At 67.1% G+C, this 15,088-nt stretch carries 12 protein-coding genes; 5 read left to right on the top strand and 7 right to left on the bottom strand.

Annotation, left to right across the window (positions count from 1 at the left end; translation table 11 throughout):
* Positions 1 to 60: 60 nt before the first annotated feature.
* The 3 genes from SM191_RS10010 to SM191_RS10000 form a co-directional block, all read right to left on the bottom strand.
* A complete protein-coding gene (locus SM191_RS10010) occupies positions 61 to 915 on the bottom strand; it encodes an endonuclease/exonuclease/phosphatase family protein (protein ID WP_341506075.1) in 855 nt (284 codons plus the stop codon).
* Between the two features lie 113 nt (positions 916 to 1,028).
* The gene (locus SM191_RS10005; protein WP_341506074.1) at positions 1,029 to 1,712 is read right to left on the bottom strand and encodes a Fe2+-dependent dioxygenase; all 684 of its coding nucleotides are present in this window, start codon (positions 1,710 to 1,712) and stop codon (positions 1,029 to 1,031) included.
* Between the two features lie 18 nt (positions 1,713 to 1,730).
* The gene (locus SM191_RS10000) at positions 1,731 to 4,133 is read right to left on the bottom strand and encodes a TonB-dependent receptor (protein WP_341506073.1); all 2,403 of its coding nucleotides are present in this window, start codon (positions 4,131 to 4,133) and stop codon (positions 1,731 to 1,733) included.
* Between the two features lie 483 nt (positions 4,134 to 4,616).
* On the opposite strand from SM191_RS10000, the gene SM191_RS09995 reads away from it, so the two are divergent.
* The 3 genes from SM191_RS09995 (at position 4,617) to SM191_RS09985 (ending at position 7,308) form a co-directional block, all read left to right on the top strand.
* Entirely contained in the window at positions 4,617 to 5,087 is a 471-nt protein-coding gene (locus SM191_RS09995; RefSeq protein ID WP_341506072.1) for a GNAT family N-acetyltransferase, read from the top strand.
* A gap of 206 nt (positions 5,088 to 5,293) precedes the next feature.
* The gene (locus SM191_RS09990; protein ID WP_341506071.1) at positions 5,294 to 6,913 is read left to right on the top strand and encodes an NAD(P)/FAD-dependent oxidoreductase; all 1,620 of its coding nucleotides are present in this window, start codon (positions 5,294 to 5,296) and stop codon (positions 6,911 to 6,913) included.
* A complete protein-coding gene (locus SM191_RS09985) occupies positions 6,910 to 7,308 on the top strand; it encodes a reverse transcriptase-like protein (RefSeq protein ID WP_341506070.1) in 399 nt (132 codons plus the stop codon). Before SM191_RS09990 ends, SM191_RS09985 begins: the two co-directional genes overlap by 4 nt.
* Before the next feature lie 41 nt (positions 7,309 to 7,349).
* On the opposite strand, the gene SM191_RS09980 is transcribed toward SM191_RS09985, so the two are convergent.
* From SM191_RS09980 to SM191_RS09970, 3 genes are all read right to left on the bottom strand, one after another.
* A complete protein-coding gene (locus SM191_RS09980; RefSeq protein WP_341506069.1) occupies positions 7,350 to 8,705 on the bottom strand; it encodes a chloride channel protein in 1,356 nt (451 codons plus the stop codon).
* Positions 8,706 to 8,782: 77 nt separating this feature from the next.
* Entirely contained in the window at positions 8,783 to 9,493 is a 711-nt protein-coding gene (locus SM191_RS09975; protein ID WP_341506068.1) for a SapC family protein, read from the bottom strand.
* Complete coding sequence (locus SM191_RS09970; RefSeq protein WP_341506067.1) at positions 9,490 to 11,058, bottom strand: tryptophan halogenase family protein; 1,569 nt, start codon at positions 11,056 to 11,058, stop codon at positions 9,490 to 9,492. Before SM191_RS09970 ends, SM191_RS09975 begins: the two co-directional genes overlap by 4 nt.
* 136 nt (positions 11,059 to 11,194) lie before the next feature.
* Between SM191_RS09970 and SM191_RS09965 the strand changes: the two genes are divergently transcribed.
* Positions 11,195 to 14,026, top strand: a complete 2,832-nt coding sequence (locus SM191_RS09965) for a TonB-dependent receptor (RefSeq protein WP_341506066.1) — start codon at positions 11,195 to 11,197, stop codon at positions 14,024 to 14,026.
* A gap of 104 nt (positions 14,027 to 14,130) precedes the next feature.
* Positions 14,131 to 14,343, top strand: a complete 213-nt coding sequence (locus SM191_RS09960) for a hypothetical protein (protein WP_341506065.1) — start codon at positions 14,131 to 14,133, stop codon at positions 14,341 to 14,343.
* A gap of 107 nt (positions 14,344 to 14,450) precedes the next feature.
* Here SM191_RS09960 and SM191_RS09955 read toward each other — a convergent pair whose 3' ends face one another.
* Complete coding sequence (locus tag SM191_RS09955; RefSeq protein WP_341506064.1) at positions 14,451 to 15,086, bottom strand: TetR/AcrR family transcriptional regulator; 636 nt, start codon at positions 15,084 to 15,086, stop codon at positions 14,451 to 14,453.
* Positions 15,087 to 15,088 lie beyond the last annotated feature (2 nt).

Here is a 15,088-nt window from a genome sequence, read left to right as displayed (position 1 = left end):
TTGCGGAAGCCCCCCTCCGTCAGGGCTTCGCGCTGCCACCTCCCCGTGCCGGGGAGGATTTCAGCGATCGTCCTCGAACGACACTATCGCCTGGATCGGGAAATGATCCGATGGATAGGTCTTGCCCTGATGGTAGGTATCGGTGGCGACCGTGTCCGCCCTGAACCCGCGCAGGAACAGATAGTCGATCCGCCGGTCGGGCGTGCCGGTGAAGTCGTGAAAGGTCATCTCCGGCCCCTCGCGCCGCTTGGCGGCGGTCCATGCATCGCTCAGCGCGGTCGCCAGGGTGCGATAGGCGGCGGTGTCGGGCCGCGCGTTCATGTCCCCGGCCAGCACCACCGGCAAGTCCTTCGCCAGCTTGGGCAGGCGCGACAGGATCAGCTTCGCCGAGCGGTCCCGCGCCTCGGCATCCTCCTCCCGGTGCGCCAGATGGGTGTCGATGAACAGGAAGCGCTGGGGCTTTTGCCCCTTGGTCTCGAACACCGCCCAATTCGCCATGCGCGGCAGGTCGGTGCCCCAGTTCCGGCTGCCGACGGTTTCGGGTGTATCGGACAACCAGAAGTCGCCATGCCCGATCAGGGTCAGGCGATCCGGACGATAGAATATGCCCATATGCTCGTCGCCATGCCCGCCACGCCGGTCGCGCCCGAACCAGCGATAGCCGGGAAGCGCGCGCACGATGTCGTCACCCTGCCGCTGGAGCAGTTCCTGTGTGCCGATCAGATCGGGCGCGGCGCGGCGGAGCAGTTCGACCAGCACGGGCCGCCGCACCGCCCAGCGCTGCGGCCCCTCGTCGGAGGCATAGCGGACGTTGAACGTCATGACCTTCAGCGGCTGGGCGATGGCCGCCACCGGGACCAGCAGCGCCGCCGCCAGCGCCATCACGATCCGCCCGTTCCGCCACGCTTTCATCATCTCGCCATCCTCAAACACCCGCCCGCCCCGATCGGAGCAGGCCATGGCCGCTCTTGGCAAGCCTGCATGGCATTGGCGTGACGGTTTGACGGTTCGGATGCTGGCCCAAGCGATCAGGCGTCGGCCCAGCGCCTTAGCAAATTATGATAGACCCCGGTCAGTTCGACCACCGACCGGTCGCCCTGCCCCTTGTCCGCCCCGACCCGCTGGATGGCGCGGTCGAGGTCGAACAGGATGCGCCGCTCGCCATCGTCGCGGACCATCGACTGGATCCACAGGAACGAGGCGACCCGCGTGCCGCGTGTCACCGGCTCGACCCGGTGGAGGCTGGAGGCCGGATAGAGGACCGCGCTGCCCGCCGACAGCTTGACCCGCTGTTCGCCGTACAGATCCTCGACCACCAGTTCGCCGCCATCATAGGCCGCCGCGTCCTCCAGGAAGAGCGTCAGCGACAGGTCGGACCGCATCCGGAAATCGCTGCCGCGCTTCAACCGGACGGCATTGTCGACATGCACGTCGAACGCCTGCCCCCCGGCATAGCGGTTGAACAGCGGCGGATAGACTTTGAGCGGCAGGGCCGCCGCCACGAACAGCGGCGAGCGGCCCAGCGCGTCGAGGACCATCCGCCCCGCCTCGATCGCCGCCGCCGAATCCTCGGGCAACTGGTCGTTGCGCTTGGCCAGCGCCGCCTGTGGCCCGGAGGTGGCGTTGCCGTCCGCCCAGCCACCCGTATCGATGAGGCTGCGGACCCGGGCGACCCCGGCGGGATCGAGGATATCGGGGAGGACGATCAACATCGGCGAAGCCTAGCCCGTTCAGAAATTGTAGAATAGGCTCAGCGTCGCCTGCCGCCGGTCGCCGGGGATCGCCCAGCCGCCGGTGACGACGCCGGTCGTCGCGTTGATGTTGTTGCGTACGCCCGTCACGTACTTTTCGTCAGTGAAGTTCTGGACGTTGAGCTGCATCGTCCATCGCTGCGCGATGGTATAGGCCAGATAGGCGCGGTGGATGAGGTAATCGTCCACCTTGAACTGCACCGGATTGGCCGCGACCGGCGCATTGGTCGCGAACGACCCCTGATAGGTCAGGCCGTACCCGACCTCCAGGCCGAAGGGCAGTTTGTAGGTGGTGAACAGGCTGCCCGAATGTTTGGGCGTCTGGATCAACTGGCTGCCCGCCTGCGGATCGGCAACGCCCGCCGCCTTGTCGCGGTTGGAGATGCTCTGGAGCACCTTGCCGTCGAGATAGGTGTAGTTGGCGAAGATCGTCCAGGCCCTGGTGATCGTCCCCGACGCGCCCAGCGCGATGCCGTCGACGCGGCTGCGACCGTCAAGCACCTGGAGGCCCGCTGGCAGCGCGGGATCGTTGGAGGGCACACGGTAATTGGTCCGCTCGTTGCGGAACACCGCCGCCGTCAGCTCCAGCTTGCGGTCGAACAGTCCGGCCTTCACCCCCGCCTCGTAATTCCTGGCGGTTTCAGGCGCGACAGCGCAGGGGTCCGCCGCCGTGGCGCTGGCGGGCACGCCGCAGCCCAGCCGCACGGTCGAGGAGGACGGCGTCTTGGCATTGCCATAGCCCGCATAGAGGCTGACATTCTCGACCGGGTGGAACACGCCGCCGACCCGCCAGGAGAACAGGCGCTCGCTGCTGACCTGCGGACGTGCCTGAAGCGCGGTCAGCGGGGTCGCCCCCGGCGGCACCACCACCAGCGGCAATGCGCGGAAATCGGCGTCCTGGGTTTCATAGCGGACGCCGCCGTTCAACTCGAAATAGCGGTTCAACTCCACGGTGTCGAAGGCATAGACGGCCAGGTTGCGCGTCTCGCTGCGCGACTGGGCGGTGATCGTATAGTTGATCGGCCCGGTATAGTTGGTGTTGGGATTGGCGATGTCGATCAGCGGCAGGGGCGACACCGCGCTGCCATTCGCATTGCGCAGCAGCGAGGCGGTGGTGATCCGGTAATTTTCCAGCATCCCCGACACGCCGACATTCAGCACATTGTGGAACCCGCCCTTGCTCCCCGCTTCGTGCCGCAGGTCGAGCTGATCGTAGAGCATCTGGTTCTGCTGGTCGCGCACCAGCCCGCGCGGGCCCGAGGGCAGGTAGGAGCCCGCCGGCACGTTCGCCGGACAGGCCGCGCCCACCGTCGCCCCCGGCGTCGCGGTGATCGGCTGCAAGCCGGTCGAGGCGAGGCAGAAGGTGCCCTGCGGCGCGGAGGTGACGCTATACTGGGTCACCTGCTGCCAGCGGGTCAGGTTGCGGACGCTCCAATGCTCGTCGATCTGGTGGCGGAAGGTCGCGGTGAAGCGATCGACCGTCGTATCCTGCCGGTCGAGATTGGCGATGCCGTAATAGCTGCTGCGCCTGGCCCCGGGCACGAAGCCATCGACCACCCCGTTGTCGAAATAGGGAATGCCATAGATCGGCGTGTTGCGATCTTCCTGATGCACATAGGCGAGCGTCAGGCTGGTAGGACCGGTGATGCCGATCGTGACGGAGGGGGCGATGCCCCAACGCTCCATCTTCTCGACGTCGCGACCGGGCACGTCGTTATGGTGATAGGCGCCGTTCAGCCGCACCGCGACCAGATCCGACACGCGGACATTGCTGTCGATCGCGCCGCGATAATAATTGTCGGTGCCGACCGAGCCCTGCGCGATCGTCAGCGTCTCGGGCGTCGGCACCTTGGAGACGAGGTTGATCGTGCCGCCGACGGAGCCCGATCCGTTGAAGACGCTGTTCGCGCCGTTATAGACCTCGACCTGTTGCAGGTTGAACGGGTCGGTGCGGCTATATTGCGCGCTGTCGCGAACCCCGTCGATGGTGATGTCGTTGTTCGCCGAATAGCCGCGCAGGTTGATCGAGTCGCCATAACCGCCGCCGCCTTCGCCCGCGCCGAAGGTGATGCCCGGAATCGTCTGAAGCACGTCGCGCAGCGTCTGGAGATTCTGTTTGCGGATGGTCTGCTCGCTGACCACGGTGATCGTCTGCGGCGTGTCGAGCAGCGGCGCGGTCGCCTTCGGGCTCTCCAGCGTCTCGGTGGCGGCACGCTGGCCGGTGACGATGACGGTGTCGCGCTGGCCGGTCGAATCCTGGGCGCGCGTCGCGGGTGCATGGACGCCCGACGGATCGGCGCGTCCCTCCGTCTCGGCGGCGGCGACATGCGGTGCGGTCGCCAGGAAGCCCACGCACGACAGGGCGATGAACGTTTGTGACATGATGATTCCCCTTCGCACCCGCCGCTAATGCGAGACACTCTCATCGTCAATGAGATTGATAGTGATTATCACGAATGTCATGCAATGTGGCGGTTTCGCCCCCCGGTGCCGTGAGACGCGGACGTCAGCCATTTCTTGCAGGGCGAACCACATTGCCTTACGAGCCCGATGCTGACCGAAATGGGCAGCCAGGCAGAGATTCAAGGCATCAAGCGGAAATCACGCTGCCTGTGCTTGTCAGCGGGAAACCAAGTTTTCACATGCCTTTGTTATCGAGCCCCTTATGAAAAAGCCGTCAAAGGCGGGCCTGCACCTTCCCGTCGAGGGGCGACAGGTGGAACGAGGCCTCGCTGTCCGCCGCTCGTGGCCGGACAACCCATTTTGGCGAAAGTCCTTCCGGCCGATGGATGAGCAAGGCGAAACGCTGTCCCATGTCGCTATCGACCTGAACACGGCATACCGCCCGACCGACCGCGTGCCGTCATGCTGATCCGCCCGGCCGTCGAACGGGATGCACCGGCGTTGAGCCGCGTCCTGCTCGACATCATCGCGCTTACCGGTCGGATGCGTCCGCACGATCCGGACTTCACCCTGTCGCACTATATCGCGAACCGCGACAGCATCCGGTGCAGCGTCGCCCTCGACGCCGAAGGTATGGTCATGGGCTTTCAGTCGCTGGTCCGGGCGGTGCCCGGCAATCGCTATGACGTGCCCGAGGGTTGGGGGATCATCGGCACCCATATCAGCCCGCGCGCGCATCGCAGGGGCGTGGGCACCGCGCTGTTCGCGGCGACGCGGCCCGCGGCGGTCGCGGCGGGTCTGCCCCGGATCGACGCCTATATCGGTGCCGACAATGCGATGGGCTTGCGCTATTACGAAGCCATGGGTTTTCGCACCTGGCGCGAAAGCGACGGCATCGTGCAGAAGATGCTGGTCATCACGCCCGACCGCTGAGAGTCTGTCTGGGAAATTGGCGAAAGAGCCAATTTCCGGCGGCACCGGCCCGCTCCCCCACCCGACCTCCCACAGAGTATCCTTGATGGGAGGTCGGGTGGGGGAGCGGGCCGGTGCCGCTCGAAACTCGCTGCAAGCGAGTTTCCAAACGGACTCTGACACGCGGGCGATGGCGGGACCTCGCGCAATTCTGTATGGCGCGCGGGATGATCCGCCTCAGTGAATTGAAACTGCCTCTCCACCATCCGGACGAGGCCCTGCCCGCCGCCATCTGTCGCCGGTTGCGGGTGACGCCGCGCGAGCTGGTCCGTTTCGTCGTGGCGCGGCGCGGGCATGATGCGCGCGACAAGAACAATATCCAGTTGGTCTATTCGGTCGACATCAACCTGAAAAACGAAGCCGCCGTGCTGGAGCGGTTCCGCCGCGACCGCGATGTGCAGCGCACGCCCGACACCCGCTATCACCTGCCCAGCGCGCCGCCGCTCGGCACGAAGCGCCCGGTCGTGATCGGCGCGGGGCCGTGCGGCCTGTTCGCCGCGCTGGTGCTAGCGCAGGCCGGATACCGCCCGATCATCCTGGAGCGCGGCAAGGTGGTGCGCGAGCGGACGCAGGACACCTGGGGCCTGTGGCGGCGCAGCGTGCTCAACCCCGAATCCAACGTCCAATATGGCGAAGGTGGGGCGGGCACTTTCTCCGACGGCAAGCTCTATAGCCGGATCAAGGACCCCCGCCACCTGAACCGCAAGGTGCTGACCGAGTTCGTCAAGGCCGGGGCCCCGCCCGAGATCCTGACCGAAGCGCATCCGCATATCGGCACCTTCCGCCTGGTCACCATGGTCGAGAGCATGCGCGCGACCATCGAGGAACTGGGCGGCGAATATCGTTTCTCCACGCGCGTCGACGGGCTGGACGTGGAAACCGACGGATCGGGCGAGCGGCGGGTACGCGGGCTTCACCTGAACGGCGGCGGCTATCTGGAGGCCGATCAAGTCGTGCTCGCCATCGGCCACAGCGCGCGCGACAGCTTCGCGATGCTGCAAGGCGCGGGTGTGTATGTCGAGGCCAAGCCCTTTTCGATCGGCGTCCGGATCGAACATCCGCAAGGCTGGATCGACCGCGCACGCTTCGGGCATCAGGCGGGCAACCCGATCCTGGGCGCGGCGGAGTATCACATCTCGCACCACTGCCAGAACGGGCGCACCGTCTACAGCTTCTGCATGTGCCCCGGCGGCACGGTGGTCGCCGCCACCTCCGAAGAGGGCCGCGTCGCCACCAACGGCATGAGCCAATATTCGCGCAACGAGCGCAACGCCAATTCGGGCTTCGTCGTCGCCATCGACCCGGAGCGCGACTATCCGGGCGACCCGCTGGCGGGGCTGGCGCTGCAACGCCATTGGGAGGAGCGCGCCTATGTCGCGGGCGGCTCCAACTACAAGGCCCCGGCGCAACGGGTCGGCGACTTCCTGGCGAAGCGTCCCTCGACCAGCCTGGGTTCGGTCACCCCCTCCTATCGCCCCGGCGTGACGCCGACCGACCTGTCCGAATGCCTGCCCGACTTCGTGATCGAGGCGATGCGCGAGGCGATCCCGGTGTTCGGCCGCCAGATCGCGGGGTACGACCATCCGGACGTGGTGATGACCGGCGTCGAGACGCGCACCTCTTCGCCGGTCCGCTTCACGCGCGGCGAGGACGGGCAAAGCCTGAACACGCGCGGGCTGTTCCCGGCGGGCGAGGGCGCGGGCTATGCGGGCGGCATCCTGTCGGCGGCGGTCGACGGTATCAAGACCGCCGAAGCGGTCGCACAGAGCATCGTCGCGCGTCCGTGAAGATCTTCTTCGACGGCGGCCACCGCCCCTCCGGCATGGAATGGGCGGTGGTGCTGGGAGGGCGTACCCATATCACCCGTGACCTGGGACCGGGCAGCAGCATGACCGCCGAGTGGCTGGCGCTGATCGCGGCCATGCGGGCGGCCCAGGAGGCGGGGGTGGACGATGTCCTTCTGCTCGGCGACGCGGCGGCGGTGATCGCGCAGGCCATGGGCAAGGTGCGGGTGCCGCCCGCTCATCGGGAGCATTTCGCGCTCTGGTCCACGCTTCCCCGCCCGCCGCGCTTCCGGCTGCGTCATATCAAGCGCACCCAGAATCTCGCCGGGATCGCCTTGGCAAGACAGCCGCTCCGCCACCAAATTCCTCCCCTGCAAGGAGAGGGGGACCATGCCTAGCATGGTGGAGGGGTATCCTCACTGGCCGTGACACCCCTCCGTCAGTCCTGAGGACTGCCACCTCCCCTTGCAGGGGAGGAATGAGCCATCGCGAAGGTGCGCGACAGGCCATGATAGAGCTTCTCGCGGCACACCAGCTGGCTGACCCCGTCGGCGATGAAGGCGGTCGCGAACATGGGCAGCATCAGGCCACGGCTGGCGGTCGTCTCCGACAGGATGATGACGGCGGTCAGCGGCGCGCGGACCACGCCCGCGAAATAGCCGACCATGCCCAGGATCACGATGGCGGAGGCGGGCGAGTCCGGGAAGATCGAGCGGAGCAGATTGCCCACACCCGCCCCGACCGCCAGCGACGGCGCGAAGATGCCGCCCGGCAACCCCGCGACCGCCGTGGCCAGCGTCGCCAGGAACTTGGCCGGGCCGAACCACAGGGGCGCGTCGACCCCGACGATCATCGCCCGCGCCGCGCCGTAACCGGTGCCCCAGGTCAGGCCGGTCCCGACGCCCAGCCCCGCGACGACGCAACCGCACAGCGCCGCGAACAGGATCGGCCGCTGCTTGCTCCACCGCGTCACCTGGTTGGTCCCGGTCGCCATCATCAGCATCAGCCGGGCGAAGCCGCCCCCCGCCAGTCCGCCGACGATCCCCGCCACCGGCGCGGCGATCAGCGCGGTGACGATGGGCATATGCGCGCCGATCAGCCCGAAATAGACATAATCGCCCTGCACCGACTGGGCGACCATCCCCGCGATGGCGATGGCGGCGATGACCAGCAGCGTCACCTTCTGCTCATAGGCGGAGGCCAGTTCCTCGATCGCGAAGAGCAGCCCGGCGAGCGGCGTGTTGAACGCCGCCGCCACACCCGCCGCGCCCCCGGCGATCAGCACCGCGCCGCGCAACGGCACGCCGAGGATCCGGTGCGTCAGCCCCATGATGGCGGCCGCGATCTGCACCGTGGGGCCCTCTCGCCCGACCGACGCGCCGCCCAGTACCGCCGCCAGGGTCAGCCCCGCCTTGCCGACCACGGTGCGGATCGACACCAGCCCTTGCGTCGCCTGATCGGGATCGGCCTGCGCCGCCATCACCTGGGGGATGCCCGATCCGCGCGCCAGCGGTACGAAACGCCGCGTGATCCAGACCAGGGCAGCGAACAGCAGCGGCGTCACCACCAGCGGCGCCCAATGCCAGCGCGCGGCGAAATGGCCGAACATCTCGCCCGCCAGATCCGCGGCCTGGGCAAAGGCGGTCGCGGCCAGCCCCACGGCGACCGCACCGATCAGGATGGCGAGCCGCGTCCGGAAATGGACGGATTTGGGCCCCTGCGCCCGCAACAGCGCCCGGTAGCGGGCGGGCGTCCATTTCCGTATGCCGGGATTGTCCGATCGGGGGTCTGCCATATGCCGTCCTCTACACCCGGATCGCGATCGAAAACCAGCCGGAGGCCGCCGTCCGCCTCCCCGATCCCGGCTGCGCGTCAGCCCAACGTCACCCGGTCGACGGCGGGGGTGAAGCGCGCATTGTGCAACTGGCGCAATCGCTCGGTCTGCGCCAGCGACGCGGCCATCACCGCCGCCGGGGCCAGCGCGTCGGCGCGGTGAAGCGCGACCAGCGCGGCCTCGGGCAAGGCCCGCATCGCCGCCTCGTCGATGGTGTACAGCCCGGCCAGATCATGCTGCCCACCGCCCGCCAGCCCCAGCGACAGCGGCAATGGCCGGATCAGCCGCAGCGCGGCATAGCGGTCGACCAGCGCCTGCGCCGCCTGCATGTCGGCGATCACCTCGGTCAGCGCGGTGCGGACACGGCCCGGCAACGGCGTGGGCGCGCCCCGCTCGAACAGCGGCTCGCCCGTCTCGCCGATGGTCGGATCGGCGGGATCGATCGCCAGCCCCTCCACCCCGCCATCATGCAGCCGAAACCCGCCGAGCAGCGCCGCGCGCGGGACATAGGTCGCCTGGAACCCGCCGCCGAAGACGAACAGATTGGCGGGCTCGACCAGCGCCATCAGCGCGATCAGGTTGAACCGCCCGGTCTGCCCGTCCTTGGCCAGGCAGAGCGGCATGTCGGCGGCGGTGAAGGCGAGTTCGGACAGGCCGATGCGCACGAAGCGTCGCGTCGTCCCCGCCGCATGACGGTCATAACGCAGCGCGGCGTGCGCGGTCGGGGAAAGCGGGACGGGGCCGGTCATACCCGTTGCAGACCATGTTCGCGGATCGCGCGCAACAGGTCGCGGTGACGCGGGGCCCGTGCGCGCAATTCGTCCTTCGCCCGCGCGTTGCGTACCGCGAAACGCTGCGCCGTCGCCGCATCGGGCGAGGCCGGATCGACCCGGGGATAGGCGCTGGCAAAGCCCATGCCGTGCAGGATGTACTGATAGCTGGGCCAGGAGAACACCTCGCGCGCATGGTCGAAATCCTGCGGGCCGGGCGAATGGTGCCGCCACAGCTCCAGACGCTCGCGCAGGCCGTCCGGGATGGAGGCGGCGGCGATATTGTCGCGCCAGAAATCCGTGTCGGTCCGCCGGGTCAGGACATAATGCAGCTTCAGGAACTCGATGATCCGCATCCAGTGATGGGTGAAGGTCGCGTTGAACTGCCGCGCCATCACGTCCATCGCGGCGCGGGTGCGCGGCAGGCGGTCGGCGATCGCGTCCATCGACGTCTCGATCAGCATCAGGGCGGACGCCTCCAGCGGCTCGATGAACCCGGCGGACAGCCCCACCGCGACGCAGTTGTTCTGCCAGAAGCGGGTCCGGTGCCCGGCATCGATGGTGATCCGGCGAACGTTCAGCGCGTCGGCCCGCGGCCCGGCATAGCGGCGCAGCGCGGCCTCCGCCGCGTCGTCGCTGATATGCGCGCTGCTATAGACATGGCCGATCCCGCGCCGCGTCCACAGCCCGATGTCCCAGATCCAGCCCGCATCCTGCGCCGTCGCCACGGTGTGGCAGGTGATGGGGTCGTCTTCGGATTCGCAGGGAAGCTGCAACGCCATCGCCCGGTCGGCGAACAGCACATCGCCACAGCGCCGGAACGGCACCTCGTAAACGCCCCCGATCAGCAGCGCGGCGAAGCCCGTGCAATCGACGAACAAATCCCCCTCCACCACGCGACCATCCGCCAGTTCCAGCGCGGCGATATCGCCATGGTCGGTCATCCGGGGCGTCGCAACGTCGCCCAGCACATGCTCCACCCCCAGCACGCCGACACCGTGATCGCGCAGCAGGGTCGCGAATTTGCCCGCGTCCAGATGATAGGCGTAATTGGCGTGGCCCGCATATTCGGGCATCACGATGCTCTTGGGTGCCAGCCCCGCATCGCACAGCATCGCCTGGTAATCGACCCAGTCGGCGAAATCGCCCGCCCCTCCCTCGCGCCCGTGCAGCCAATGCGGCGCCATGTCGATCTCGGTCGCCCCCGCGGGCGGATTGAGCGGGTGATAATAGGCGTCGCCGGGCGTCCCGTCGGCCCAGCCGACGAAGCGCGCGCCCTGTTTGAACGCCGCGTCGCAGGAGCGGATGAAGTCGGTTTCGGTGATGCCGATCTTGGCCAGCGTGTTGCGCATCGTCGGCCAGGTCCCCTCCCCCACGCCGATCGTCGGCACGGTGCGCGATTCGACTAGGGTGACCGCAACCTCGCCACCCGTCCGCCGCGCGCTGGCGGCCAGGCGACAGGCCGCGATCCATCCCGCCGAACCGCCGCCCACCACGACCACCCGCCACACGGGCCGATCCCCCACCCCCGCTCGATCCGTCATCGCTTTCCTCTCCCCCCGCCGCACATTGATCTACATCGACATTGTTTTCATTTGAATTTGTCAGACATAGCGCATAACAGACGCCAATCAAGCAGCCCGGCCGAGGCTGAAATCGAGACTGACATAGGGGAGAGATATGACTCAAGTCGCCGCAACAACCAATGGTGGCCGTTTGCTCGGCCGTGCCGGATTGTCCACCGCACTTGTCGCACTTATCACCGCCACGCCCGCGCTGGCCCAGACGCAGACTCCGCCGGCCGACCAGACCGCCACCCTGCCCAGCCAGAGCGAGGCGGACGGCACGTCGGGCGACATCGTCGTCACCGGCATCCGTCGTAGCATCGAATCCGCCGCCGCGATCAAGCGCGACGCCGCCGGTATCCTCGATGCGATCTCGTCCGAAGACCTGGGCAAGTTCCCCGACGCCAACGTCGCCGAATCGCTCCAGCGCATCCCCGGCGTCGCCATCGACCGCAGCAATGGCGAAGGCGCCTCGGTCAGCGTGCGCGGCCTCGGCCCCGCCTTCAACACGGTGTTGTTCAACGGTCGCAGCTTCGCGTCGGACAATTACAACCGCGCCTTCTCCTTCGACCTGATCCCCGCCGAGTTGATCAGCGGCGCACAGGTCTATAAGAGCTCGCAGGCCCCGCTCCAGGGCGGCGGCATCGGCGCGACGATCAACGTCCAGACGCCGCGCCCGCTCGCGCTCAAGGAGTTCAAGGGCGTCTTCACCGGCAAGGCCCTGTACGAAGGCAATAGCAAGAAATTTACGCCGCAGCTGTTCGGCCTGCTCAGCGACACCTTCGCCGACGGCAAGCTGGGCCTGCTCGCCTCGCTCTCCTATCAGAAGCGTATCGCCTCGATCCGGGCGATCAGCACCGACGGCTATATCCCCGGCACCTCGGTCGGGCCGAACAGCGCGCCGCTCTACACCAATGTCTATGCGCCGCGTAACCAGGACGTGAACGAGACGCGCGACGATCGCACCCGCCTGGGCGCGACGCTGGTCGCGCAATATGCGCCGACCGACGAGCTGACCTTCACCGTCGACGGCCTCTACAACCGGTTCAAGAGCGACACGACCACGCGCGGCCTGGGCAGCTGGTTCGAGCCGACCAGCTATACCGCCGCGCAGATCGATTCGAACCGCAGCGTCACCTCGCTGACCACCAACGGCAATGCCGACTTCATCGCATCTGGCGGGGTGCGCGAAACGACGACCTATGAGGCCGGGTTCAACGCCGAATGGCGGCCCGCCGATACGGTGCGCATGGTCTTCGACGCCACCTATTCGCAGGCCAAGAATGCGGGCGGCGGCAAATCCTATTTCACCGTCATTGGCGTGCCGACCCGATATTCGTTCAACGCGGCGGAAGGGAACGGCATCCCCTCCACCTCCGGCTATGACAATGGCGTGCTGACCAACCCGGCGCTGGGCCGCACCCATATCGCCGGGCGCAGCGGCAACGACGTGACCGAGAAGGTCCAGGAATATCGCTGGAACACCGAATGGAAACCGGGCTGGAACATCGTCTCGGCGCTCCGCTTCGGCCTGACCGGCACCTCGCGCGACAAGAGCAACGTGCCCTTCTCGTCGGACCCGAATATCGGCTGCCTCTATTGCGGTTACCCGACGCTGGCCGATCCGTCGCTGCTCTCGCCCTTCACCCTCGGTTCGCTGGGGCAGAAGGGCGGCAGCGTGCCGACCACCTTCCTGACCTATGATCCGCAGGCCTATTTCAACTATCTGACCAGCCCGGCGGCGACCACCGCGCTCGACCTGGCGCGCGGCCAGCCGGTGGGGACGACCGCTGCGATCTTCGCGCGGACCAACGGCTATGCGGTGACCGAGCAGCCCTCGGCACGGGTTCGGGAAAAGGTCTTCGCCAGCTATGCCGATATGGACCTGGAGGGCACGGTCGCGGGGCTTCCCTGGTTCATCAATATCGGCGGGCGCTATGAATATACCGAGCTGGTGTCGTCCGGGCAGCAGTTGCAACTGACCGACCTGCTTCCCGTGGCGGGCGATCCGACCACCTATACCGGCGTCTTCGCGAACAACCGCGCGGCGGTGTCGGTCAACAAGCGTTCGTCCTACAGCAACTTCCTGCCCAATCTGAACGCGAAGCTGAACCTGACGCCCAAGCTCCAGGCGCGTTTCGCCGCCTACAAGACGCTGACCCGCCCCGCGATCGGCGATCTGGCGCCCAGCCTGGATATCGGGACGCTCCGCCCCGCGACGCTGACCGCGACCGGCGGCAATCCGGACCTGAAGCCGTATCGCGCGACCAATTTCGACCTGTCGCTGGAATGGTATCCCACGCCCACCACCACCCTCTCGGCGGCGGTGTTCCACAAGACGGTGGACGACTTCATCGTCCAGACCTTCGGCGAGGAATTGTTCACGATCGCCAATGCGGGCAATCTGCCGGTCGGCGGGCTGATCGTCGGGCCCAACACCGCCAAGTTCAGCGTGCGCCGTCCGCGCAACGCCCAGTCGCTGAAGATCAAGGGGTTGGAGCTGAACCTGGTCCATACCCTCGACTGGCTGCCCGGCGTGCTGAGCGGCTTCGGCGTGCAGGCCAACGCGACCTTCGTCTCGACCAACCGCGAATTCGACGTCAGCCAGATCGGCCAGTCCTTCGCGGCGGAAGGCATCGGCAATTCGCAGAACGCCACCCTGTTCTACGAGAAGTTCGGCGTGTCGGCGCGCATCGCCTATAACCGGCGCGAACGCTTCCTTCAGCAGCTGGCGGGCGGTCCGGGCAACGAGCCGGTGTTCGTGCGCGATTACGGCCAGTTCGACGGCAGCGTGGCGGTGAACCTCACCCCCTTCGCCCAGGTCTTCGTCGAGGGAACGAACCTGTTCAACGCGAAATATTTCGCGACCGGGCGGTTCGACAACCAGTTGCTGCGCTATCAGAATTTCGGGCCGCGCTATGATGCGGGCGTCCGTTTCTCCTTCTGATGCGTGACCGGGGCGGGGTGGACCGGCCACCCCGCCCAGCGGCACGATCGGCCTGGGTCGAAATCGCGGGCCGCGCGTTCATCCTCAGTAGGAAGGAGAACGACGTGCCTGAAAAAATCATTGCGACAGAAGAGCCCGCCAGCTTTGCCGATCTCCCCATCCAGCCGACCGGCTCGGGGGTGCAGGACCTGGAGATCGCCTATGAGCAGATGGCATTGGCCCAGGGCGATCCCGCATCGTCGGCGGACGGACTCGATGCGTCGATCCCGACCGAGGAGGATGAAGCCGCCATGGTCAGCGCCGCCCATCCGAGCTGATCGTCGCGCCATCTCGCGGGCCATGACATGCACATCGAAAAGCGAAAGGCCGCTTCCTTGACGGGGCGGCCTTTCCTCGATCGAGCCTGACGCGGCGCGATGGCCGGTCAGCGCAGCATCGGCGCCATCCGATCCCATTTTTGCGAGAACAGCGCCGCACACTCCGCGTCGGACAGATTTTCCCAATAGGTCGCCCGGCTGACCCCCTCGACCATATCCAGCAAGATCCGGGCGATGACCATCGCCTGTTCCTCTCGGCCCACCGACCTTGCCGCCGTCAGGACGAATGCCCGATAGAAATCGAAATGCGCCCTGCGCCACAGGGCGAACCACTGGTGCATCGACTTGTCGCTCAGCGCCTCGGACATCAGGATGGTGACGCTCCGCTCGCGCACGCCCCCATCCGGCCTGCACATACGCCAGGACAATTCCTTCAGGGCGAGCACGGGATGTGGGGGCAGGCCGTCGGCAAGACGGAAATGGACCGTCTCCATGACCCGGTCCATCACGTCCATCAGCAACGATATCTTGCTGGACCAGCGCCGATAGACCGCCTGCTTGCTCACCCCGACCGACTGGGCGATCTGGTCGATGGAAATGTCCAGGCCCTGCTCGACAAAGGCGATGATCGCGGCTTCGACGACCAGATGACCGATCTCCGCCGCGCGCTCGACGCTGGGGCGGCCGCGCGACCGTGGGACGGGATCGCGACCGCCCGGAGGCGAAACCAAAACATCACCCATAT

Origin of the sequence: Sphingomonas sp. 2378 (genome assembly GCF_038084995.1) — a bacterium.
Classification (GTDB): domain Bacteria; phylum Pseudomonadota; class Alphaproteobacteria; order Sphingomonadales; family Sphingomonadaceae; genus Sphingomonas.
The sequence above is the reverse complement of the archived record's forward strand: the minus strand, read 5'-3'. Positions and strand labels throughout refer to the sequence as shown.